The following is a 22,204-nucleotide window of genomic DNA, read 5'->3' as shown; positions in this document are numbered from 1 at the left end:
CTGGTTTTCATAACAGGGAGGCTGTTTGCAAATCAGCCAGAATAGGTGAGAGGATTTTGTGGGTATTACTTTCTTTGCGCGATGAGGCAAACACGCTAAATTGCGGCAAGGGAAACGGAGTGTTTATTTTTTTTAGTCCATACAGGTGAGCGTGTGTTTCAAATACCTTTTCCGGGATTACCCCTAAACAATGTGTATTGGACACAATCGTCAGAATCGCCGTAAACGATGAGGTAAGCAGGCAGCGTTCTCCGGTTCTAAATTTTTTATCTACAATACTGCGATGATAAATGATTTTCTCATTCTTAGTATTGTAACCGACCAGGTTAGCGTTTCTGAATTGCGCTTCACTGATGGTGTTACCATATAAAGAATTATTCTGCGAGGCCGCCAGCACCAGGCGCATATCGCATATTTTCTGGCATGAAAGACTTGCTGACTCTACAGAAAAGGTAGAAAAAACGGCATCTGCCTGACGCATATTCAGCAGTTCAATAATACTCTGTTCATTCAGGTCGGCGGTAAGGTGCAGGAGGCTGATATCGGCGTCAGTCTCGATTATTCTGGCGGTGACATCTGGAATAACGATAGGGGAAATAAAAGATTCCGTATAAAGCGTTAACCTTTTTTTGGTGGCAGGCGTGGAAAGCGGCATCAGCGTTGACAGCTTATCGATAATTGGGATTGTATTATCATACAGTTCATCAGAATAGACCGTCGGTAACAGTGCATTCCCGCTACGGACAAACAGATTATCCCCCATCATTTCGCGCAGTTTTCTTAATGACTGGCTGACGGCGGAAGGTGAGATGTTCAGCATGTCAGCGACTCTGGAAATGCTACCCACGCTATAGATCAAACAGAAAATGGTCAGCAGATTGAGATCTATTTTTGATAGTGTGCGTATCTTTTCTGCATCATTTGCTTTCGACATAGACCCCTCATCATCAACACCATGGCAGTAACCACATCAGGTATAGCAAAAAAAGTCAGGCGAGTCAGACACTGGGCGCTTTCGATAAGCGTACCGGATGAAGTTGTAACATTGTAAATTATGTTAATCAATTGGGCTTTATTGATGTAGGACATCTATTTGTTCAAAAAACAACCATACTATTAAGTTGCACCATAGTTGGAAAGAGGAGGAACAAAGTATGGTTGTTGACAGACTGAGAACCGATCTTCTCAACAAATTGATAAACGCCCGTATCGAACTTGCCGCTTATCTGCAGTTGAGAAAAGCGAAAGGCTACATGTCAGTTAGCGAGAGCGATCGCCTGCGTGATGTTTTTTTTGCACTGAATCGCGAATTGCACGAGCAATCACAGCTTCACGGTATGCATCTTGATCAGGAAGAGTGGAATGCCCTTCATCGTGCTGAAGGGGCGTTAGCCGCCGCCGCTGTTTGTCTTATGAGTGGACATCACGATTGTCCAACGTTTATCGCCGTTAACGCAGAGAAACTGGAAAACTGCCTGACAACGCTGACGCTAAGTATCCAGAGTTTGCAATCTTACCCAACGCTGGAACACGTCTGAATCAGGGGGAGGGCGCTCCCCCTTTTCGTCAAGATTATGTAAATGTAGCGGGATAATTCCCCTTGCTGGCTACGCTTTATGCAGAGCCATTAAGGAGGTGTTATGCGTCGACTCTTTCTCTGTGCTATTCCACTTGCGCTATTTTCAACTTATGCCGCCGCGGTAAAAGTGGAAGTGCTGCAAACTAAACTCGATCACCCATGGTCACTGGCTTTTTTACCCGATAACCGCGGTATGCTCATTACGCTCAAAGGTGGACAGCTTCGACTCTGGCAGCCTGATAAAGGGCTTTCCGACCCGCTGACCGGCGTACCCAAAGTTTGGGCAAATGGTCAGGGAGGACTGCTTGATGTGGCGTTAGCACCGGATTTTGCACAATCTCGCCGGGTATGGCTAAGCTTCGCTGAAGCCGACCGCGAAGGCAAAGCGGGCACTGCGGTAGGCTACGGGCGATTGAGTGACGATCTCAAACATCTGCAAGGATTTCAGACCGTTTTTCGCCAACAGCCAAAGCTTTCCACCGGAAACCATTTTGGTGGACGTCTGGTATTTGATGGTAACGGTTATCTGTTTATTGGCCTGGGGGAGAATAATCAACGCGCTACCGCCCAGGACCTGGATAAATTGCAGGGTAAATTAGTCCGACTGACCGACGAGGGAAAAATTCCGCCGGATAATCCGTTTGTGAACATGGCAGGAGCGCGGGCAGAGATTTGGTCGTATGGCATCCGCAACCCGCAGGGTATGGCGATGAATCCGTGGAGTGATGTGTTGTGGCTCAATGAGCATGGTCCACGCGGAGGCGATGAAATCAATATCCCCGAGAAAGGGAACAACTACGGCTGGCCTATCGCGACCTGGGGTGTTAACTACAGTGGTTTGAAAATTCCCGAAGCAAAAGGTCAAATTGTTGCTGGCACGGAACAACCCATCTTTTATTGGGAAAAGTCGCCGGCGGTTAGTGGAATGGCTTTTTACAATAGTGATACCTTCCCGCAGTGGCGGCAAAAGTTGTTCATCGGCGCGTTGAAAGATAAAGAAGTGATCGTGCTGAGCGTTAAAGGGAATACGGTCACTGAGGATGGTCGTCTGTTGCAGGAAAGGGGGCAGCGGATCCGTGATGTGCGCGTCGGACCAGACGGTTATTTGTACGTGTTAACCGACGAGTCCGACGGGGAATTACTGAAAGTGAGTCCCTGATTTGGTTAGCTGACCGGGATCATCACGATTTTTTGAAACGCCGGGCGCTCGGTCAGTTGTTGATACCAGCGTTCCAGATGCGGGCGCGGGGTCCAGCTCAGACCAACGTTGAACAGGTTATAGATGAACGGTGCCACAGCGATATCCGCGGTGCCAAATTCAGCGCCGGAGAACCATGGCTGGTCTGCCAGCGCGTTATCCAGAATGGCAAACAGGTTCTCGCAAACTTGCTTACTTGCCTCAATGGCCGCCATATCGCGCTGATCGGCAGGTGTTCTGACCAGACCAAATAAGATAACCCGATGCGCAGGGCTTAGAGTCTGATTTGCCCAGTCCATCCATTTTTCACCGACTGCGCGCGCGGCCGGGGCGTCAATCCACAAACGTTTTTGTCCGTACTGAGCGGCCAGATAGCGGACAATGGTATTGGATTCCCACAGAACAACGTCTGTTTCATCATCGCGTAGCAGCGGGACCAGTCCGTTCGGGTTCAGTGCCAGATAGTCGGCATCGCGGTTACCGCCATGCTGTCCGCCCGCCAGAATTTGGTTATACGGCAGTTCCAGTTCCTCGAGCGTCCACAATACTTTTTTTACGTTGGTCGAGTTATTGCGACCCCACAGTGTAATCATAGTAACCCCGCAAATTAATTGAGCAGCTTTATGGCTGCAGATGCCATCTGACTAGCTCACATGGTGGGGTAAACCTAATATTTACGCAACAAAGTCTAAAAAAATCGTGCCAGGAGCAGCGCACCGCGGCGTTATTGCATAAACTTTAAAAACTTTACCAACTTACGGTTTCTTTAAGCTCGTTAGTGCGTTATTACTCACCGCACTTATTTTACACGTCATCCATCAGACTTTTTCTGCATGGGTTGGTCGAGGTCGCTTGGCCGGTTTTGTGTAAACACGGTGTGGTATGACGTGGTTTTTTGGAATGGATACTCGGGTGGCATTTATGACGCAATACTTCTCTTCACTTCGCAGCTTTGCTGCAGGTTCTGCACTCTTAATCCTTTTGGCGCCGACCGTACAGGCGGCGGAGCAACCGACGGCCCCGCCGAGCGTGGACGCGCGCGCGTGGATTCTGATGGATTACGCCAGTGGTAAGGTGCTGGCGGAAGGTAATGCTGATGAGAAACTGGATCCTGCCAGTCTGACCAAAATAATGACCAGCTATGTGGTTGGGCAGGCGCTGAAGGCCGGAAAAATTAACCTCAACGACATGGTCACCGTGGGCAAAGACGCCTGGGCGACCGGTAATCCAGCCCTGCGCGGTTCGTCGGTCATGTTCCTCAAGCCCGGCGATCAGGTTGCGGTGTCCGATCTGAATAAAGGCGTTATCATTCAGTCAGGTAACGATGCCTGTATTGCACTCGCTGATTACGTTGCCGGCAGTCAGGAATCCTTTATTGGTCTGATGAACGGCTATGCGAAAAAACTGGGGCTGACCAACACGACTTTCCAGACGGTACACGGCCTGGATGCGGCAGGACAGTTCAGTACCGCACGTGATATGGCGTTGCTCGGGAAGGCGTTAATCCACGATGTGCCGGAAGAGTACGCTATTCACAAAGAGAAAGAATTTACCTTCAATAAAATCCGCCAGCCGAACCGCAACCGTCTGTTGTGGAGCACCAACCTGAACGTGGACGGTATGAAAACCGGGACCACTGCCGGGGCGGGATACAACCTGGTGGCCTCCGCGACCCAGGGCGATATGCGCCTGATCTCCGTGGTGCTGGGAGCAAAAACCGACCGCATTCGTTTCAATGAGTCAGAAAAACTGCTGACCTGGGGCTTCCGTTTCTTTGAAACCGTTACGCCGATCAAGCCGGATGCGACTTTCGTCACCCAGCGCGTCTGGTTTGGCGATAAGAGTGAAGTGAATTTGGGCGCCGGAGAAGGGGGTTCTGTGACCATTCCGCGTGGCCAGCTCAAAAACCTGAAGGCCAGCTTTACCCTGACTGAACCACAGCTAACTGCACCGCTGAAGAAAGGTCAGGTTGTGGGCACTATCGACTTCCAGTTGAACGGAAAATCCATTGAGCAGCGTCCGTTGATGGTGATGGAAGATGTGGAAGAGGGTGGTTTCTTTAGCCGCATGTGGGACTTTGTGATGATGAAATTCCACCAGTGGTTTGGTGGTTGGTTCTCGTAATCTTATTTATTGCCGGATGGCGCAATCGCCGTCCGGCAGTATCTGTTAGTACTTCAGCGTGATACGTTGTGCTTTAGCGTACTCAACAAACTCATCGTCAGGGCGGTTATCACTGATGATGGTATCAAAGCGTTTCAATTCCCCCATTCTCGCAGGTCGCACCTTGCCAAACTTGCTGTGATCGACCACCAAAACATGATGCTGCGCCATCGACATCGCCCAGTGCTTCACCGGCAGTTCTTCCAGATTAAAACAGGTCGCGCCTTTCTCGATATGAACACCTGCCGCAGAATAAAAGGCGATATCCGGACAGAGGTTGTTCAGCGTTTCCTGGAAATCGAGTGGTTTAAAAATCGCGTTACTGGCATGGAATTCACCACCACACAGAATGACGCGGCACTGCGGTTTTTCCTGCAGCACCAGAAACGTATTCAACGAGTAGCAGATTGCGGTGAAGGGCAGTTCATTGTCGATCGCTTCAATGATCCACGGCGTGGTCGTACCGCAATCGAAAAAGATGGTCTGATGCGCCTGCACGAGACTCGCCGCCTGCTGGGCAGCGCGACGCTTTTCATCAACCAGACGGGATTTTTGATCGCTGATTAAATAGTGGTTAGCGCTGCGGGGTTCCAGAACAATATAGCCCCCGAGCAGCACGACGGGAGCATCATGATTATTCAGGTCGCGACGAATGGTCATCTCAGATACGCCCAGCAACGTCGCGGCTTCTTTGAGGTGTAATTTATCGCTGCGTTTCAGCGCCTGCAGTAATTGACCAATACGCTCGTCGCGTCGAGTTTCCATAGTTCCCCTGGAGAATAGAATAAGTGCTCAGTTTCGCGCTTAATACTACTCTTTTTACCGCGGGTTAGTCACGTACCCAACCTTTACGGATGGGGAGAGCGAAGCAGGTGCGATAGCACGTCTGCAGGCCGAGGTACAAGGTTGTGCCGAACCGTTGCCAGATCATCTGGGCGCTCAGACAGCCGATCAACCCGGCCAGTAATCCGCCCAGCATATCCAGCGGCCAGTGAACGCCAAGGTAAACTCGTGACCAGGCAATCGCCACGGCGACAACCATCAGCAGAGCACCCGTCCACAAGCGATGCCAGAACAGGAAGGCCAGAGCAAAGGTAAAGATAACCGTACCGTGGTCGCTCGGGAAAGAGTCATCCGCCGCATGGTGCAGGAAGTTATAGCCGATGTGGTTAACGAACGGACGATCGTGGGGGAAAAGATGCCCCATCAGCCAAGAAATCGTCAGACCGACTACCAACGCAATGCCCATTTTGATGACCAACTGGCGCTGGAGCGTAACCTGACCACGAGGTCCCCAAAGCCAGAGCACAACGGCTAACAGCGGCACAATGCTGATCAGATCTTTGGCAATGAAAATGGCGAGCGAAATTGCCCATTGCGCAGAGTCGGGTGTTGCATTGATCAAGTAAAAAAGCGAATTGTTCAGATTTTCCAGCATAACGTCCAGACTCAGTGTAATCGTTAAATAGACCCATTTGGGGAGAGCATAAAATTGCTTTCACGGGATAAAAAGCGGTCTTGTCTTATTTGCCTGTTAAATGACGATTTTTAAGACAATTAATGAGACTTATTGAACATGATAGCGGTCTCAACTTAAATTAACCTTAAAGCAAAATGTTCTTGAGCAAATGAGTGTAAAAATGTGCGCATTTTGCTTTCAAATCACATAATTCACTATCACCAGTACGGCGCATTTATTACACTTTGCGCGATTTTTCTATAGTTAAGAGATTGCATGCAGAACCGTTTATCTTCAGGCGTTCGTTTAGGGCGTCAGGCATTACTTTTCCCGCTCTGTCTGGTGCTTTACGAATTCTCCACTTATATCGGCAACGATATGATCCAGCCCGGAATGTTGGCGGTGGTGGCGCAATATAACGCCGGATTAGATTGGGTACCTACGTCCATGACCGCCTATCTGGCAGGCGGCATGTTTTTGCAGTGGTTGTTAGGACCGTTGTCGGACCGTATTGGTCGTCGCCCGGTAATGTTAACCGGTGTGATCTGGTTCATCGTTACCTGCCTTGCAACCCTGCTTGCACAGAATATTGAGCAATTTACCTTCCTGCGTTTTTTACAGGGGATAAGCCTGTGCTTTATTGGTGCGGTGGGTTACGCCGCCATTCAGGAATCCTTTGAAGAAGCGGTCTGCATAAAAATTACCGCGCTGATGGCAAACGTGGCGCTGATTGCGCCACTGCTGGGTCCGTTGGTAGGCGCAGCCTGGGTACATGTTCTGCCGTGGGAAGGGATGTTTATCCTGTTTGCTGCTCTGGCGGCCATCTCCTTTTTTGGTCTGCAACGCGCGATGCCGGAAACGGCAACCCGGCTTGGTGAAAAACTGTCCATTAAAGAGTTGGGCAAGGATTATAAGCTGGTGCTTAGGAACGTGCGCTTCGTTGCAGGCGCACTGGCGTTGGGTTTTGTCAGCCTGCCGTTACTGGCGTGGATTGCGCAGTCCCCGATTATTATCATCAGTGGTGAACATCTCAGCAGCTACGAATATGGTCTGTTGCAGGTGCCGATTTTTGGCGCGTTGATTGCTGGTAACCTGGTGCTGGCGCGTCTGACTTCGCGAAAAACCGTGCGTTCGCTAATTATCATGGGCGGCTGGCCAATCGCCGTTGGCCTGATTATTGCTGCTGCGGCCACGGTAGTGTCATCTCATGCATATCTATGGATGACGGCAGGTTTGAGTATCTATGCGTTTGGCATTGGCGTGGCGAATGCGGGGCTGGTGCGCCTGACGCTGTTTGCCAGCGAAATGAGTAAAGGTACTGTTTCTGCCGCAATGGGTATGTTGCAGATGCTGATTTTTACCGTCGGTATTGAGCTGAGTAAACACGCGTATCTGCTTGGAGGGAACGGCTTGTTCAGCTTGTTCAATCTGGCAAGCGGCGTACTGTGGCTGATTTTGATGGTTATCTTCCTGAAAGATAAACGGGTAGGGAATTCCCGGGAAGGTTAAGGCCCGGTTGTCCGCAATCCAGCGCAGATAAGCATAATGACGCCGATAAATTCATCATTATGTTGATAATAGAATCACCCTGTAGGCCGGATAAGCGAAGCGCTATCCGGCGGCCTGTAGCAAATTGCCGGATGGCGGCGTAAACGCCTTATCCGGCCTACCGCTCACCAAAGATCTTAACTGACCAGTATTACGGTTGTCTGGGCCTGGCGACAACTTAGTGGTGGTCGTCAATCTGATGTTCGATAACCATCCCTTCACCGACGCTTGCCACATGTCGCGCATAAGGATGTGCGCGATAGACAGGGGCCGGAGCAGGCGCTGGAGCAACATATACCGTTTGTGGTGCGGTCGTTACGCTGACCGCCTGCGGGACGCTGACGGAAGAGGGCACTACCACCACTTTATAACCGCTGGGGACATCAACGGTAACGCTCTGTGCAAATGTTGTCCCCGCAAAGCCCAGCAACAATGTCGCCATCAGTACACTTTTCTTCATGATCCGCTCGCCTGAAATATTCACTGGAAGTAATAATCCAGCGGGTTAATTTGAGGCGGATTATGAATAGATCATGCCATCATTTTGTTGCCGTCTGTGCTGAGCCGTTAATGCGTAAACGGTGCTTCATTCTTTAACACGCGGTCGATAACATCCAGCACGCCCTCTTTGTTGTTCGAGCCTGCACGATATTTTGCCGCCTGGACAACCGGTTCGTGAGCGTTGGCCATTGCGAAACTAAATCCCGCCTGACGCAGCATCTCAATATCATTTCCGCCATCGCCAAACACAACAACCTCGTCGTCGTTAATATTCCAGCGTTGTTGCAGCAGGCGCAGACCGTTAGCCTTATGCACGCCGGGTATTATTAAGTCGATGCTGCCGTAGCCGGTATGCACCGGTACCATAATATCGCCAATCGCCTCGTGGAGATCGGCCTGTACCTGTGGAATTCGGTCGTCGGAAATATTCAGCCCGAACTTGAAGAAAACGTCGTTAAGATTGTCAAAATTATCTACAAATTCGAGACGATGATAGTACATGGCGGAAACGTTCTTATGCTCATCGCTGTACTGTTTCAACGTATAGGCGCTGTTTTTACCACAGGCAATAATGTCGATATCGGCGCGGGTCAGCAGATGATCTACGATGGCATGGAAATCGTCTTTAGCCAGTTCGCCGTTAAAGACATCTTCTCCTTCACTGACCACCCAACCGCCGTTTTCGGCGACAAATGAGATCTCATTGGCCAGTTCGGGGAAAAAGGAAATCAACTGATAATATTGGTTGCCGCTGGCGACCACAAAGCGGATCCCTTGTTCTTTCATCTGGCGGTATTGCGCCATAAAGCGCTCACGGTTATAGGTTTTTTGGTCGCTTAAAAATGTGCCGTCCATGTCGACCGCAATTAATTTGATACTCATTAGCTGTTCTCCATCACCGTAGTATTTTTGAGATCCGGTTTCGCTACCGCTTTCGCGACGACGGCGGCGACAAGCACCAGCGCCAGCACCACCAACATAGCGCTGCGCAGGCCATAGTGTTCACCCAGATAGCCTAGCAGCGGTGGTCCAACAAGGAACGCCAGGTAACCGGTGGTCGCCACGACGCTGACGCGGGTCGGTGCATCGGGGCCGGTGTCGCTGGCGGCTGAAATGGTCAGCGGGAAACCGAGCGATGCGCCGAGTCCCCACAGAATAACGGACACACCGGCCACCCAGGAGCTGTCGACAAAAATAATCAGGCTAATCCCGAGAGCGCCCATCAGCGCACTGGCGCGCACCACCGCAACGCGGCTGTAACGGTCGATGAACCAGCCACCGGTAAATCGCCCAACGGTCATACCCAGCGTAAAACCGGCATAAATCAGCGAGCCTGATGTCGGGCTAAATCCATGTCCGTCCACCATTAACAGTGGAAGCCAGTCGTTGGCGGAACCTTCAGCAAATGCCATCGCCAGCACTACAACGCCGATCAGCAATAGCTGGATATCACGATAAAAAGGCAGTCCTTTTTCACCGGAGTGAGAACCGTCAGCGGCATTTTTGCCCGTGCCGTCAGGAATAGCTTTGATGGCGATGAAAATAGGTGTGATAGCAACCATTGCAGCCAAAATGATATGCGCGGTAGCCGGGACGCTGAAGGCGGTAAGCATCATTCCAACTCCAGCCCCTGCCAACGTTCCCAGGCTGTAAAAACCGTGCATCATCGGCAGCACGGTTTTGTTCATTTCGCGCTCAACGGCTGCACCTTCGACGTTGATGGCAACTTCTGCCGCACCAAAGCTGGCGCCAAATACGCCCAGGCCAAACGCGAAAAGCCATGCGGAATGCAGCCAGAGCGCTACGCTGAGGATCGCCATTCCGAGGACGGCACAAGACATGGTGGTGCGAATCACCTTACGCGTGCCAAATCGTTTCACCAGCCAGGCCGAACAAAGTATGCCACTCATCGAACCAATAGAGAGCCCAAACAACACCGCGCCCATTTCGGCAGTGGAGATGGAGAGGATATCTCTGATGGCAGGGGTACGCGTTGCCCAGGAGGCCATTAATAATCCTGGTAAAAAGAAGAACGTGAACAGCGCCCAGGTGCGACGTCTTAAGGCTTTGCGTGATGAGATGCCAGTCATGAATTCGAGCCAAAGAAAAGAGGGAAGGAGACAACATTAGCAAGACTGTGTACATTTGTACACAAATGCAAGAAGAGGAAATGTAGTGCGACGTGCAAACGATCCGCAGCGGCGGGAAAAAATAGTTCAGGCGACTCTGGATGCAGTAATAGCCCATGGTATTCATGGGGTTACACATCGTAAAATCGCTATGATTGCCGAGGTGCCACTGGGTTCTATGACCTATTACTTTTCGGGAATTGATGAGCTTTTGATGGAGGCATTTGGCCGTTTTACTGACAGGATGCTGTTGCAGTATCAGGACTTTTTTGCCGACGTTAAGGATGCGTCGCAGGCTTGCCATGCCATTACCGATATGATTTACGGCTCTCAGGTCACAACGCCTGATAATATGGAGCTCATGTATCAGCTGTATGCTTTTGCCAGCCGTAAACCAGCGTTGAAAACGGTGATGCAGAACTGGATGCTACGCAGCCAACAAACGCTGGAGCAGTGGTTTGACCCGGTTACTGCGCGGGCGCTGGATGCGTTTATTGAAGGAATGACGCTGCATTTTGTCACGGACAAAAAACCGCTGCAGCGAGAAGATATCTTGCTGATGGTGGAGCGTATTGCAGGGATACCCGCGACAGTCAGCTGTGCGTAGCGCCTCCGGTAATATTCACCACCGTCGCGGTCATGGCGCTGGCATGGTCTGAAGCAAGAAAGGTCATGACCTCAGCGATTTGTGCAAGCGTAGGCAGGCGCGCGAGCATGGTACTTTGCGCCGCACCCCCTAACCATTGATCGACGGTTAAACCCATTGACTGTGCTTTGGCGGAGAAAATTTCTCCGGTATAGGAGCCAGCTGCAACAGCATCCACAATCGCATGCGAGCGCACGCCGACGACCCGGATATTTGCCGGTCCTACCTCGCTGGCGAACGCTTTAATAAAAGCCTCTGTTCCTGCACAACCAACAATATGACCCAGATGACCAGGCATCGCCATCGGGGCCGCGGGGGCAACAACGCTGAGAATGACGCCCGCACGATTGCCGCCCATGTGCGGCGTTACGGCTTTAGCGATATTGAACTGCGCCGAGAGGAAAGGGGTGATGCCGCTCATAAACTCAGAGAGGGATAATGTGTTAATGCGTTTGCCCTGTTCGTGCATAAATCCCGTTGCGTTAACCACCACATCTATTCCACCAGTTTGCTGCGCAAGGCGGGTAACTTCCTTCGATGCGTTGTGCTCGTCGAGTACATCGGTGATAAAGGTTTCGACTGTACCACCTGCCGTTCGGATAATACTGGCCGTCCGATCAAGTTTTTCCTGGCTGCGAGCACCCAGACACACATGGGCTCCTTCGCGCGCCATGGCCTGCGCAACCGCGCTACCAATAGCCCCGCTGCCACCAAAAATTACTGCGACTTTGCCAGTAAGCAACATGACTAACCCCCATCCCCGATAAAGCACCGTTTTAAAGTATGTGCCATAACCGGCATGCTGCAAATTAGAGGGGCGTTTCAGAGGTGGAAGGCGATGAACGCAAATTTCAGGCAACAAAAAACCCATCAACCTTGAACCAAAATGGCGGGGTTGATGGGCTCCACAAATTGGGGACATCAAAGAAAAGCAGTGGCAATAGTTATGACTGACGCCTTGAAGAAAAGTTCTGCTTACCTGCAAAAATTTTTCAATTAAGGGAAAATTTCAGCGCTAACCAAGGCCAGGCCAGACAATGACGATGAGTGTCCCCGCTAATGTCAGAAGAACGTTAGCAATCGCGTAAGTCCCGGCATAGCCTAACGCAGGGATGTTGCTGCGTGCGGTGTCGCTGATGATTTCCATTGCTGGAGCACAGGTACGTGCGCCCATCATGGCACCAAACAGCAGGGCACGGTTCATGCGCAATACGTAAGCACCAAACAAGAAACAGATGACAACCGGAACCAGGCTGACTACCAGACCGGCAATCAACATTTGACCACCGACGGCACCCAGGCCATTACCAATGCCACTGCCTGCGCTTAAACCGACGCCTGCCATGAATACCATCAGGCCAAACTCTTTCACCATATTCAGCGCACCCTGTGGGATATAGCCAAATGTGGGGTGGTTGGCTCGCAGGAAGCCCAGCATGATCCCAGCGAACAGCAGTCCAGCCGCATTCCCGATGCCGAAGCTGAAATTACTGAACTGGAAGGTGATCATCCCGATCATCAGACCGATGATAAAGAAGGCGCAGAAGGCCAGCAGATCGGTCACCTGACTGTGAATGGAAATGAAGCCGATACGATCGGCAATGGTTTTCACGCGACGAGCATCACCGCTGACCTGCAACACGTCGCCTTTATTGAGTACGACGTTGTCATCAATAGGCATTTCAATCTGGCTACGGATCACGCGGTTCAGGAAACAACCATGGTCGGTCAGTTTCAACTGGGCCAGGCGACGACCAACGGCATTGTGGTTTTTCACCACAATTTCTTCAGTGACGATGCGCATATCGAGCAGATCGCGATCGAACACCTCTTTACCGTTACGGAAGCTGGGATCGAGGCGAGCATGGGCGTCCGGATAACCCACCAGGGCTATCTCATCGCCCATTTGCAACACCGCATCACCATCCGGGTTGGCCAGAATGCCGTTGCGACGGATGCGTTCAATGTAACAACCGGTCTGGCGATAAATACCCAGTTCGCGCAGATTTTTACCATCAGCCCATGCCACTAGCTCAGGGCCAACGCGATAGGCGCGGATCACCGGGAGGTACACTTTACGATTGGCGTCGGTGTCCAGACCTCGTTCACGCGCGATTTGTTGGGCGCTGGTTTGCAGATCCTGATGCTGCAGTTTCGGCAAATAGCGCGCACCAACAATCAGGCTGACCAGACCAATCAAATAGGTGAGGGCGTAACCCAGGCTCAGGTTATCGAGAGCACTTGAAAGTTGTGTCCCTGTCATTCCTGAATGGCGCAAGGTATCACCCGCGCCGACCAGCACCGGCGTTGAGGTCATCGAGCCAGCCAGCATACCCGCCGTCAGGCCGATGTCCCAGCCAAATAGCTTACCCAGCCCCAACGCGATCAGCATTGCGCTACCGACCATCACCAGGGCAAGCATTAGATAATTTTTCCCATCGCGAAAAAAAATCGAAAAAAAGTTGGGACCGGCTTCGACGCCGACGCAAAAAATAAACAGCATAAAGCCGAGATTTAATGCATCGGTGTTAATACTAAAGTGCTGCTGACCTAATAATAGGGAGACCACTAAAACGCCAATGGAATTACCGAGTTGGACTGAACCCAGACGTAATTTGCCCAGACACAGGCCCAGAGCCAGGACCACAAATAATAACAGGATGTAATTCCCATTTAACAAATCTGCGACGTTTATATTCACGGAGACTAACTTCTTGTTTACTAGTAAGCTATTGAAAGAAATGGCAATTTACGCTAATGTTTTTGCCAGAAATTAAGGGGCGATAGCATCGTACACAGCCCCGAATAATGCAGCATAACAATATATGCGGTTAGTTTAATCTCATTACGTATCAACGGCTATAAGAATCGTGTGGGTGTGTTTTTGGCATGGAATGCCGAGTTACTTTATCTGACTGGACGCCTGCGGGCGAAAAGAGTGTTCGATAGAGAATGTGTCAGGAGGAACGATTGAAACATAAGCAAAGTTGGGCGAGTGCGGTCTGCTGCTTTGTGCTCTTTATTGTGGTGTGTCTTTCATTAACGCTGAACGTGAAAGGGGCATTCAGAGCGGCAGGGCATCCTGAGGTCGGATTGTTGTTTTTTATCTTACCTGGTGCTGCAGCAAGCTTTTTTTCCCATCGTCGGGAAGTGCTCAAACCCCTGCTTGGTGCAATATTGGCGGCGCCGTGCTGCCTGTTACTGATGCGGTTCGTTTTTATGCCGACGCGTTCATTGTGGCAAGAGCTGGCGTGGTTGTTTAGTGCGGTGTTTTGGTGCGCACTTGGCGCATTATGTTTTTTATTTATCAGTAGCTTATTCAATCAGCATCAACGGCGGAAAAAGAACTGATGACGCCCTCAAGGTGAGGGCGTAGAAACCGCTATCAGGCGAACAGATTCATGTTCTCTTTTGCCCAAGCTTCAAAATCCGTGCAGCCGCCGATGTGTTTTTGATCGACAAAAATCTGCGGAACGGTTTCAACTGGCTTACCTACCGTCTTTTCCAGATCTGCTTTGGTAATTCCTTCAGCATGGATATCAATGTAGCGGAAGTTAAAATCTTCATGCTCACTGCTTAATTTTTCTGCTAATTCTTTTGCGCGCACGCAATACGGGCACCCTGGGCGACCAAAAATAACGGCAAACATCTCTTTCTCCTCGAACTTATCAGGCCGGATGGCAATACTTGTTATGATGCCGCGATTTGTGACGGATGGAAAGCAGGTTCAGCCTGTTGCTTTGATATCCTCAAGCTATATCTGTTAAACACGGCAAGCCGGAACGTTTTATAATGGAAGCCATTTCACCGGGAGGCCGCGTATGCGCACAATTGGTGTATTACCCAAAAGCGTATTGATGCTGGAAATAATTGGGATGGTTTTGTTATCGCTGGCGCTGCTATCGCTTAACGATTACCTCACCTTGCCCGCACCGCTTAACAGCCCGTTAGCCTGCGTGGTGATGATATTTCTGGGCATACTGCTGATGCTCCCTGCTGCGGTGGCGTTGATGTGGCGTGTTGCTCAATTGCTGGCACCGCAACTGATGTCTCGCGCACCCGGTGATTCAACTGATTCAGACAGAGACAAAAGAGATGACTCCAACCATTGATTTACTTCGCAGCCACCGTTCCATTCGCCATTTTACTGATGATGCCATTTCGGATGCACAGCGTGAGGCGATTATTGCCGCCGCTCAGGGAACGTCAAGCTCCAGTTTTCTACAGTGCACGACGATCGTTCGCATAACGGATAAATCCCTGCGTGAATCACTGGCTACCTTATCTGGCGGCCAAAAGCATGTGGCTCAGGCCGCTGAGTTCTGGGTGTTTTGCGCTGATTTTAACCGTCATTTGCAGATTTGCCCTGACGCGCAACTTGGGCTGGCGGAACAGCTGCTGCTGGGCGTGGTTGATACTGCAATGATGGCGCAAAATGCATTGACGGCGGCAGAGTCGCTGGGACTTGGCGGCGTGTTTATTGGCGGTTTGCGTAACAATATTGAGCCGGTCACCGAACTGCTGAAGCTTCCGCAACATGTTCTGCCGCTCTTTGGATTGTGCCTCGGCTGGCCTGCGGATAACCCGGATATCAAGCCGCGGCTGCCCGCGTCGCTTGTGGTGCATGAAAACCAATACCAGCCACTCAACAGCGATGTTTTGGCGCAATATGATGAGCAGCTCGCGCAGTACTATCTGACCCGAGGAAGCAATACCCGTCGCGACACCTGGAGCGATCATATTCGCCGTACCATCATTAAAGAAAGTCGCCCCTTTATCCTGGAATATTTGCATAAACAGGGATGGGCCACGCGCTAAAGATTTTAACCCAGTGTATGATACGCCAGCTTTTACCAGGTCATTCAGAGAGGTGCAGGGTGAAAATTGCCATTTTGTCCCGGGACGGAACGCTCTATTCTTGTAAACGCCTGCGTGAAGCGGCGATGCAGCGCGGTCACCTGGTTGAAGTTATCGATCCCCTTTCTTGCTATATGAACATCAGCCCGGCGGCATCCTCTATTCATTACAAGGGCCGTCAGCTTCCCCATTTCGACGCGGTGATCCCGCGGATTGGTTCCGCGATTACCTTTTATGGGACGGCGGCGCTGCGCCAGTTTGAGATGCTGGGTAGCTATCCGTTGAATGAATCGGTAGCGATTACGCGAGCGCGCGATAAGCTGCGTTCGCTACAACTGCTGGCGCGTCAGGGAATTGATTTACCCATCACCGGAATTGCTCACTCTCCGGACGATACCAGCGACATGATTGACATGGTTGGCGGTGCGCCGTTGGTGGTGAAACTGGTTGAAGGCACCCAGGGGATCGGCGTGGTGCTGGCGGAAACGCGGCAGGCTGCAGAAAGCGTGGTAGATGCCTTTCGTGGGGTGAATGCCCATATCCTGGTTCAGGAATATATCAAAGAAGCGCAAGGGCGGGATATCCGCTGTTTCGTGGTGGGCGATGAAGTAGTGGCCGCCATTGAACGACGGGCTAAAGAGGGCGATTTTCGATCTAATCTCCATCGCGGCGGGGTGGCGACTATTGCGAATATCACGCCGCGCGAAAGAAAAATTGCGCTCAAAGCCGCTCAGACCATGGGGCTGGATGTTGCAGGTGTTGATATTCTGCGTGCAGAACGTGGGCCGCTGGTCATGGAGGTTAACGCTTCTCCGGGTCTGGAAGGGGTCGAGAAAACCACCGGGATAGACATTGCCGGCAAGATGATCCAGTGGATCGAGCGCCATGCTACGCCTGAATTTTGTCTTAAAATCGGCGGCTAAACACAATATCGATTGCGATCGTGGTATGACACGCTCTTTTTGCGTAAGCTGTGCCGGTATTTTTTTCATCAATAGAGGTCGCACATTATTATGACATCACTGGTCGTTCCCACTCTGGATACGTTGCGTCAATGGCTCGACGACCTGGGCATGAGTTTTTTTGAATGCGATACCTGTCAGGCGCTGCACTTGCCACACATGCAGAATTTTGACGGCATCTTTGATGCAAAAGTTGATTTGGTCGATAACGTCATTCTGTTTTCTGCGATGGCGGAAGTCAGACCTTCTGCATTGCTGCCACTGGCAGCCGATCTGTCTGCGATCAATGCCAGTTCACTGACTGTGAAAGCTTTTCTGGATATGCAGGATGATAATCTGCCAAAGCTGGTGGTTTGCCAGTCTTTATCCGTTACGCCGGGCGTAACGTTTGAGCAGTTTGAATGTTTTGTTCGCCAGAGCGAAGAGCAAATATCGATGGTGATCCTCGAAGCCGGAGCGCATCAGCTGTTATTTAATGCTGAAGAAGATGCGCAAAACAGCACCGCTGAAATTCATTTCCTCCATTAATTCTTCCTGAATCTGGACATATATTGCGCAGCCGCTGCCAGAGCGGTTGCGTATTGCCTGTTTTTATTCTGCATTTAACCTTTCATTAAAGAATTATTCACCTCGATTCAGCGCCTTCCGCTTTATGTCATAGACAATTCCTGCATAAAAAATTGATAAAAGACGTTTTTTAATCTGGGCTATATCCACAATTCCTGGCTAAAGTTATTCTTGCGAAGCTTACCAACGTCATCATTTAAACAACCCCTTGTGACCTGACCTGTGGCCACAATGTGTGTTGAATGCATCGGCGGATGCCAGCGAGCAACAGCGGCATGAGGAGAGGTCTCTCTTTTCATCGGTGCCGCATGAAAGAATATGCACGTTTCTTGCATATCATTAGAGTGTGACATTTTTGTTCGTTTGTTAACGAACTTTCAGAAGGAAAGAGATTATGACCGCCTTAAATAAAAAATGGTTATCAGGCCTGGTTGCGGGTGCTCTGATGGCCATCTCTGCCGGCACGCTCGCTGCTGAACAAAAAACGCTGCATATATATAACTGGTCTGATTATATCGCCCCGGACACGGTGGCTAATTTTGAAAAAGAGACCGGAATTAAAGTTATCTATGACGTATTTGATTCCAATGAAGTACTGGAAGGTAAGCTCATGGCTGGCAGCACCGGCTTTGATCTTGTCGTTCCTTCTGCCAGCTTCCTTGAGCGTCAACTGACTGCGGGCGTATTCCAGCCGCTGGATAAGAGCAAATTGCCGGGCTGGAAAAATCTTGATCCTGAACTGCTGAAGCTGGTGGGTAAACACGATCCGGACAACAAGTTCGCGATGCCGTATATGTGGGCTACGACCGGTATTGGCTATAACGTGGATAAAGTCAAAGCGGTGCTGGGGCCGGATGCGCCGGTTAACAGCTGGGATTTGATCCTCAAACCGGAAAATCTGGAAAAACTCAAAAGCTGCGGCGTCTCTTTCCTCGATGCGCCCGAAGAGGTGTTTGCCACGGTGCTGAACTATTTGGGTAAAGACCCAAACAGTACCAAAGCGGATGATTACACCGGACCGGCAACTGACCTGCTGTTGAAGCTGCGCCCAAATATTCGCTACTTCCACTCCTCGCAATATATTAACGACCTGGCAAACGGTGATACCTGCGTCGCGATTGGCTGGGCAGGGGACGTATGGCAAGCGGCAAACCGTGCGAAAGAAGCGAAAAATGGCGTCAATATCTCCTTCTCAATTCCTAAAGAAGGTGCAATGGCGTTCTTTGACGTATTCGCGATGCCTGCCGATGCGAAAAACAAAGATGAAGCCTATCAGTTCCTCAATTACCTGCTGCGCCCTGATGTGATTGCGCATATCTCCGACCACGTGTTTTATGCCAATGCCAACAAAGAAGCGACGGCTCTGGTCAGCCCTGAAGTTCGTGACAACCCGGGTATCTACCCGCCTGCAGATGTTCGCGCCAAGCTGTTCACACTGAAAGTACAGGATCCGAAGATCGATCGTGTACGTACCCGCGCATGGACGAAGGTAAAAAGCGGGAAATAAACCGATGTTTGGGACATGACCCGGCAGGATTTTTGCCTGCCGGGCAGCGTTGAACCCGGACACATATAACCCGGCAATACGCACCGTTATGGTGCGTTATTTGCACCGTTTCTTTGTTTTATGCCGGAGAGCACCTGAGTGAATGATGCAACCCCACGCCCACAAGCGAAAATCCGCAAGGCGCTGACCCCGCTGCTTGAAATTCGCAATCTGACCAAGTCATTTGACGGTCAGCACGCCGTTGATGACGTCAATCTTACTATCTACAAAGGTGAAATATTTGCTCTGCTCGGCGCGTCCGGCTGTGGCAAATCGACTCTGCTACGGATGCTGGCGGGATTTGAACTGCCGACTACCGGGCAAATCATGCTGGATGGCGTCGATTTAGCGCATGTCCCGCCTTATCTGCGTCCGATTAATATGATGTTTCAGTCCTATGCCCTGTTTCCGCACATGACGGTGGAGCAGAACATTGCCTTTGGCCTCAAGCAGGACAAGCTGCCGAAGGCTGAAATCGCCAGTCGGGTGAATGAGATGCTGGGACTCGTGCATATGCAGGAGTTCGCCAAACGCAAACCGCACCAGCTTTCCGGCGGTCAGCGTCAGCGTGTGGCACTGGCGCGTAGTCTGGCGAAACGGCCAAAACTGCTGCTGCTGGATGAGCCGATGGGAGCGCTGGATAAAAAACTCCGAGACCGCATGCAACTGGAAGTGGTGGATATCCTTGAACGCGTCGGGGTTACCTGCGTGATGGTGACACACGATCAGGAAGAAGCCATGACGATGGCGGGCCGTATCGCGATCATGAACCGTGGCAAATTTGTCCAGATCGGCGAGCCGGAAGAGATCTACGAGCATCCGACTACGCGCTACAGCGCAGAGTTTATCGGTTCGGTAAACGTTTTTGAGGGACTGCTAAAAGAACGCCAGGAAGATGGTCTGGTGATTGAGTCTCCTGGACTGGTGCATCCGCTGAAAGTGGACGCCGATGCGTCTATTGTCGATAACGTCCCGGTATACGTTGCGCTGCGCCCGGAGAAAATCATGCTCTGCGAAGCCCCTCCGCCAGAGGGTTATAACTTCGCGGTAGGCGAAGTGGTACACATTGCCTATTTGGGCGATTTGTCGGTGTACCACGTACGTTTGAAAAGCGGCCAGATGTTGAGCGCCCAGCTACAAAATGAGCATCGTTATCGCAAGGGATTACCAACCTGGGGTGACGAAGTCCGTTTATGTTGGGATGCGGACAGCTGTGTGGTGTTGACGGTTTAAGGAGCGAAGATGAGTACACTTGAACCTCCGGCACGCGTGGATAAAGCAGGGCGATTCACGCTGTTTATGTCGCGGCTGCAAATGAAGCACGGGCGCAAGCTGGTGATCGCGCTGCCGTATGTGTGGCTGCTGCTCCTGTTTCTGCTGCCTTTTCTGATCGTCTTCAAAATCAGTTTGGCTGAAATGGCGCGCGCTATTCCTCCCTATACGGACCTCGTTTCATGGGCTGACGATCAGCTATCCATCACGCTCAACTTAGCCAACTTCCTGCAGTTAACGGACGATCCGCTCTATTTCGATGCCTACCTGCAATCGTTACAGGTGGCGGGAATTTCGACAATCTGTTGCCTGCTGCTGGGATACCCGCTGGCATGGGCCGTCGCGCACAGTAAACCCTCAACGCGTAATATTCTGCTGTTGCTGGTGATCCTGCCGTCCTGGACCTCGTTTTTAATTCGCGTATATGCCTGGATGGGGATCCTAAAAAACAACGGCGTGCTGAACAACTTCCTGATGTGGTTGGGCGTCATCGACCAACCGTTGACGATTTTGCACACCAATCTGGCGGTCTACATCGGTATTGTTTACGCCTATTTGCCCTTTATGGTGCTGCCGATTTATACCGCGCTGACCCGTATCGATTACTCGCTGGTGGAAGCGGCGCTGGATTTAGGTGCCCGGCCGCTTAAGACCTTCTTTAGCGTGATTGTGCCGTTGACCAAGGGTGGGATTATCGCCGGGTCAATGCTGGTATTTATTCCGGCTGTTGGCGAGTTTGTGATCCCGGAACTGTTGGGTGGCCCGGATAGCATCATGATTGGTCGCGTGCTGTGGCAGGAATTTTTCAATAACCGCGACTGGCCGGTGGCTTCTGCTGTCGCCATTATTATGCTGCTGCTACTGATTGTGCCGATCATGTGGTTCCACAAATATCAGCAAAAAAGCGTGGGGGAACACGGATGAATAACTTACCGGTCGTTCGCTCGCCGTGGCGTATTTTTATCCTGGTAGTGGGCTTTACCTTCCTGTACGCGCCGATGCTGATGTTGGTTATCTATTCGTTTAACAGCTCGAAACTGGTGACGGTCTGGGCGGGGTGGTCAACACGTTGGTATGGCGAGCTTTTTCACGATAGCGCGATGATAAGCGCCGTCGGCATGAGTTTAACGATTGCTGCGGGTGCTGCGACGATGGCGGCAATCCTTGGCACCATCGCCGCCGTGGTAATGGTGCGCTTTGGTCGTTTTCGTGGTTCGAATGGTTTCGCTTTTATGATCACCGCGCCGCTGGTTATGCCAGATGTCATTACCGGTTTGTCGCTGCTGCTGCTGTTTGTAGCGTTGGCTCACGCCATCGGCTGGCCAGCGGATCGCGGTATGTTGACCATATGGCTGGCGCACGTCACTTTCTGTACGGCATATGTGGCGGTGGTGATTTCTTCACGTTTGCGCGAACTGGATCACTCCATTGAGGAAGCGGCGATGGATCTCGGCGCCACGCCGCTGAAGGTCTTTTTCGTCATCACCCTGCCGATGATTATGCCGGCCGTGATTTCCGGTTGGTTATTAGCCTTTACGCTGTCACTCGATGATCTGGTTATTGCCAGCTTTGTCTCTGGTCCTGGCGCCACAACGTTACCGATGTTGGTGTTCTCCAGCGTACGTATGGGGGTGAACCCGGAGATCAACGCCCTGGCAACGCTGATCCTTGGTGTGGTAGGAATTATCGGATTTATCGCGTGGTATCTGATGGCGCGAACAGAAAAACAACGGATCCGCGATATCCAACGTGCAAGACGCGGCTGAAAAAACTAAAA

24 protein-coding genes are annotated in these 22,204 nt (G+C 51.1%); 14 read left to right on the top strand and 10 right to left on the bottom strand.

Annotated elements, in window-relative coordinates:
- Positions 1–7: 7 nt before the first annotated feature.
- The gene (locus tag JQN59_RS15355; RefSeq protein ID WP_048214596.1) at positions 8–934 is read right to left on the bottom strand and encodes a LysR family transcriptional regulator; all 927 of its coding nucleotides are present in this window, start codon (positions 932–934) and stop codon (positions 8–10) included.
- Positions 935–1,154: 220 nt separating this feature from the next.
- On the opposite strand from JQN59_RS15355, the gene bssR reads away from it, so the two are divergent.
- Complete coding sequence (gene bssR / locus JQN59_RS15350; RefSeq protein ID WP_008784229.1) at positions 1,155–1,538, top strand: biofilm formation regulator BssR; 384 nt, start codon at positions 1,155–1,157, stop codon at positions 1,536–1,538.
- 102 nt (positions 1,539–1,640) lie between these two features.
- Complete coding sequence (locus JQN59_RS15345; protein WP_149607136.1) at positions 1,641–2,738, top strand: PQQ-dependent sugar dehydrogenase; 1,098 nt, start codon at positions 1,641–1,643, stop codon at positions 2,736–2,738.
- A 5-nt stretch (positions 2,739–2,743) separates the two neighbouring features.
- Here JQN59_RS15345 and JQN59_RS15340 read toward each other — a convergent pair whose 3' ends face one another.
- A complete protein-coding gene (locus tag JQN59_RS15340; RefSeq protein WP_032942804.1) occupies positions 2,744–3,370 on the bottom strand; it encodes a glutathione S-transferase family protein in 627 nt (208 codons plus the stop codon).
- 328 nt (positions 3,371–3,698) lie between these two features.
- Between JQN59_RS15340 and dacC the strand changes: the two genes are divergently transcribed.
- Positions 3,699–4,901 carry a serine-type D-Ala-D-Ala carboxypeptidase gene (gene dacC / locus JQN59_RS15335; protein WP_020996521.1) on the top strand — a complete coding sequence of 401 codons (1,203 nt, stop codon included), beginning with the start codon at positions 3,699–3,701 and terminating at the stop codon, positions 4,899–4,901.
- Between the two features lie 45 nt (positions 4,902–4,946).
- Here dacC and deoR read toward each other — a convergent pair whose 3' ends face one another.
- Positions 4,947–5,705: a DNA-binding transcriptional repressor DeoR gene (gene deoR, locus JQN59_RS15330; RefSeq protein WP_048214595.1), complete on the bottom strand. Its 759-nt coding sequence runs from the start codon at positions 5,703–5,705 to the stop codon at positions 4,947–4,949.
- Between the two features lie 64 nt (positions 5,706–5,769).
- Entirely contained in the window at positions 5,770–6,378 is a 609-nt protein-coding gene (gene ybjG, locus JQN59_RS15325; RefSeq protein ID WP_103015126.1) for an undecaprenyl-diphosphate phosphatase, read from the bottom strand.
- Positions 6,379–6,675: 297 nt separating this feature from the next.
- Between ybjG and JQN59_RS15320 the strand changes: the two genes are divergently transcribed.
- Positions 6,676–7,908, top strand: coding sequence for an MFS transporter (locus JQN59_RS15320; RefSeq protein WP_008784235.1), 1,233 nt, complete (start codon positions 6,676–6,678; stop codon positions 7,906–7,908).
- A 217-nt stretch (positions 7,909–8,125) separates the two neighbouring features.
- On the opposite strand, the gene JQN59_RS15315 is transcribed toward JQN59_RS15320, so the two are convergent.
- The 3 genes from JQN59_RS15315 to JQN59_RS15305 all read right to left on the bottom strand — a co-directional run bounded on the left by JQN59_RS15315 (position 8,126) and on the right by JQN59_RS15305 (position 10,538).
- Positions 8,126–8,407 carry a hypothetical protein gene (locus tag JQN59_RS15315; protein WP_003831642.1) on the bottom strand — a complete coding sequence of 94 codons (282 nt, stop codon included), beginning with the start codon at positions 8,405–8,407 and terminating at the stop codon, positions 8,126–8,128.
- A 107-nt stretch (positions 8,408–8,514) separates the two neighbouring features.
- Entirely contained in the window at positions 8,515–9,330 is an 816-nt protein-coding gene (locus JQN59_RS15310; RefSeq protein ID WP_149607137.1) for a Cof-type HAD-IIB family hydrolase, read from the bottom strand.
- On the bottom strand, positions 9,330–10,538 hold the full coding sequence (locus tag JQN59_RS15305) for an MFS transporter (protein ID WP_103015125.1): 1,209 nt from the start codon (positions 10,536–10,538) through the stop codon (positions 9,330–9,332). Before JQN59_RS15305 ends, JQN59_RS15310 begins: the two co-directional genes overlap by 1 nt.
- An 85-nt stretch (positions 10,539–10,623) precedes the next feature.
- On the opposite strand from JQN59_RS15305, the gene JQN59_RS15300 reads away from it, so the two are divergent.
- Positions 10,624–11,184, top strand: a complete 561-nt coding sequence (locus JQN59_RS15300; RefSeq protein ID WP_103015124.1) for a TetR/AcrR family transcriptional regulator — start codon at positions 10,624–10,626, stop codon at positions 11,182–11,184.
- On the opposite strand, the gene JQN59_RS15295 is transcribed toward JQN59_RS15300, so the two are convergent.
- On the bottom strand, positions 11,171–11,968 hold the full coding sequence (locus JQN59_RS15295) for an SDR family NAD(P)-dependent oxidoreductase (protein WP_149607138.1): 798 nt from the start codon (positions 11,966–11,968) through the stop codon (positions 11,171–11,173). The genes JQN59_RS15300 and JQN59_RS15295 overlap by 14 nt on opposite strands.
- 270 nt (positions 11,969–12,238) lie before the next feature.
- Positions 12,239–13,924, bottom strand: a complete 1,686-nt coding sequence (locus tag JQN59_RS15290) for an aspartate:alanine antiporter (protein WP_003831652.1) — start codon at positions 13,922–13,924, stop codon at positions 12,239–12,241.
- A 269-nt stretch (positions 13,925–14,193) separates the two neighbouring features.
- Here JQN59_RS15290 and JQN59_RS15285 point away from each other — a divergent pair, with 269 nt between their 5' ends.
- Positions 14,194–14,574: an inner membrane protein YbjM gene (locus tag JQN59_RS15285; protein ID WP_048214589.1), complete on the top strand. Its 381-nt coding sequence runs from the start codon at positions 14,194–14,196 to the stop codon at positions 14,572–14,574.
- 34 nt (positions 14,575–14,608) lie between these two features.
- Here the strand turns inward: JQN59_RS15285 and JQN59_RS15280 are convergent, their stop codons facing one another.
- On the bottom strand, positions 14,609–14,872 hold the full coding sequence (locus JQN59_RS15280) for a GrxA family glutaredoxin (RefSeq protein ID WP_008784241.1): 264 nt from the start codon (positions 14,870–14,872) through the stop codon (positions 14,609–14,611).
- Between the two features lie 172 nt (positions 14,873–15,044).
- Between JQN59_RS15280 and JQN59_RS15275 the strand changes: the two genes are divergently transcribed.
- The 8 genes from JQN59_RS15275 (at position 15,045) to potI (ending at position 22,193) form a co-directional block, all read left to right on the top strand.
- Positions 15,045–15,335 carry a DUF1418 family protein gene (locus JQN59_RS15275; protein ID WP_048214588.1) on the top strand — a complete coding sequence of 97 codons (291 nt, stop codon included), beginning with the start codon at positions 15,045–15,047 and terminating at the stop codon, positions 15,333–15,335.
- Entirely contained in the window at positions 15,319–16,041 is a 723-nt protein-coding gene (gene nfsA, locus JQN59_RS15270; RefSeq protein WP_008784243.1) for a nitroreductase NfsA, read from the top strand. The genes JQN59_RS15275 and nfsA overlap by 17 nt, the downstream gene beginning before the upstream one ends.
- A gap of 59 nt (positions 16,042–16,100) precedes the next feature.
- A complete protein-coding gene (rimK, locus tag JQN59_RS15265; RefSeq protein WP_048214587.1) occupies positions 16,101–17,003 on the top strand; it encodes a 30S ribosomal protein S6--L-glutamate ligase in 903 nt (300 codons plus the stop codon).
- A gap of 90 nt (positions 17,004–17,093) precedes the next feature.
- Entirely contained in the window at positions 17,094–17,570 is a 477-nt protein-coding gene (locus JQN59_RS15260; RefSeq protein ID WP_003831662.1) for a YbjN domain-containing protein, read from the top strand.
- A gap of 433 nt (positions 17,571–18,003) precedes the next feature.
- A complete protein-coding gene (potF, locus tag JQN59_RS15255) occupies positions 18,004–19,116 on the top strand; it encodes a spermidine/putrescine ABC transporter substrate-binding protein PotF (RefSeq protein ID WP_003831664.1) in 1,113 nt (370 codons plus the stop codon).
- Between the two features lie 138 nt (positions 19,117–19,254).
- Positions 19,255–20,388, top strand: a complete 1,134-nt coding sequence (gene potG / locus JQN59_RS15250; RefSeq protein ID WP_008784245.1) for a putrescine ABC transporter ATP-binding subunit PotG — start codon at positions 19,255–19,257, stop codon at positions 20,386–20,388.
- A 9-nt stretch (positions 20,389–20,397) separates the two neighbouring features.
- Positions 20,398–21,351, top strand: coding sequence for a putrescine ABC transporter permease PotH (gene potH, locus JQN59_RS15245; RefSeq protein ID WP_003831667.1), 954 nt, complete (start codon positions 20,398–20,400; stop codon positions 21,349–21,351).
- Complete coding sequence (potI, locus tag JQN59_RS15240) at positions 21,348–22,193, top strand: putrescine ABC transporter permease PotI (protein ID WP_008784246.1); 846 nt, start codon at positions 21,348–21,350, stop codon at positions 22,191–22,193. Before potH ends, potI begins: the two co-directional genes overlap by 4 nt.
- Positions 22,194–22,204 lie beyond the last annotated feature (11 nt).

The organism is Citrobacter sp. B72 (assembly GCF_016894305.1).
Taxonomy (GTDB): Bacteria; Pseudomonadota; Gammaproteobacteria; order Enterobacterales; family Enterobacteriaceae; genus Citrobacter; species Citrobacter portucalensis.
This window is presented reverse-complemented; position numbering and strand designations above follow the sequence as displayed.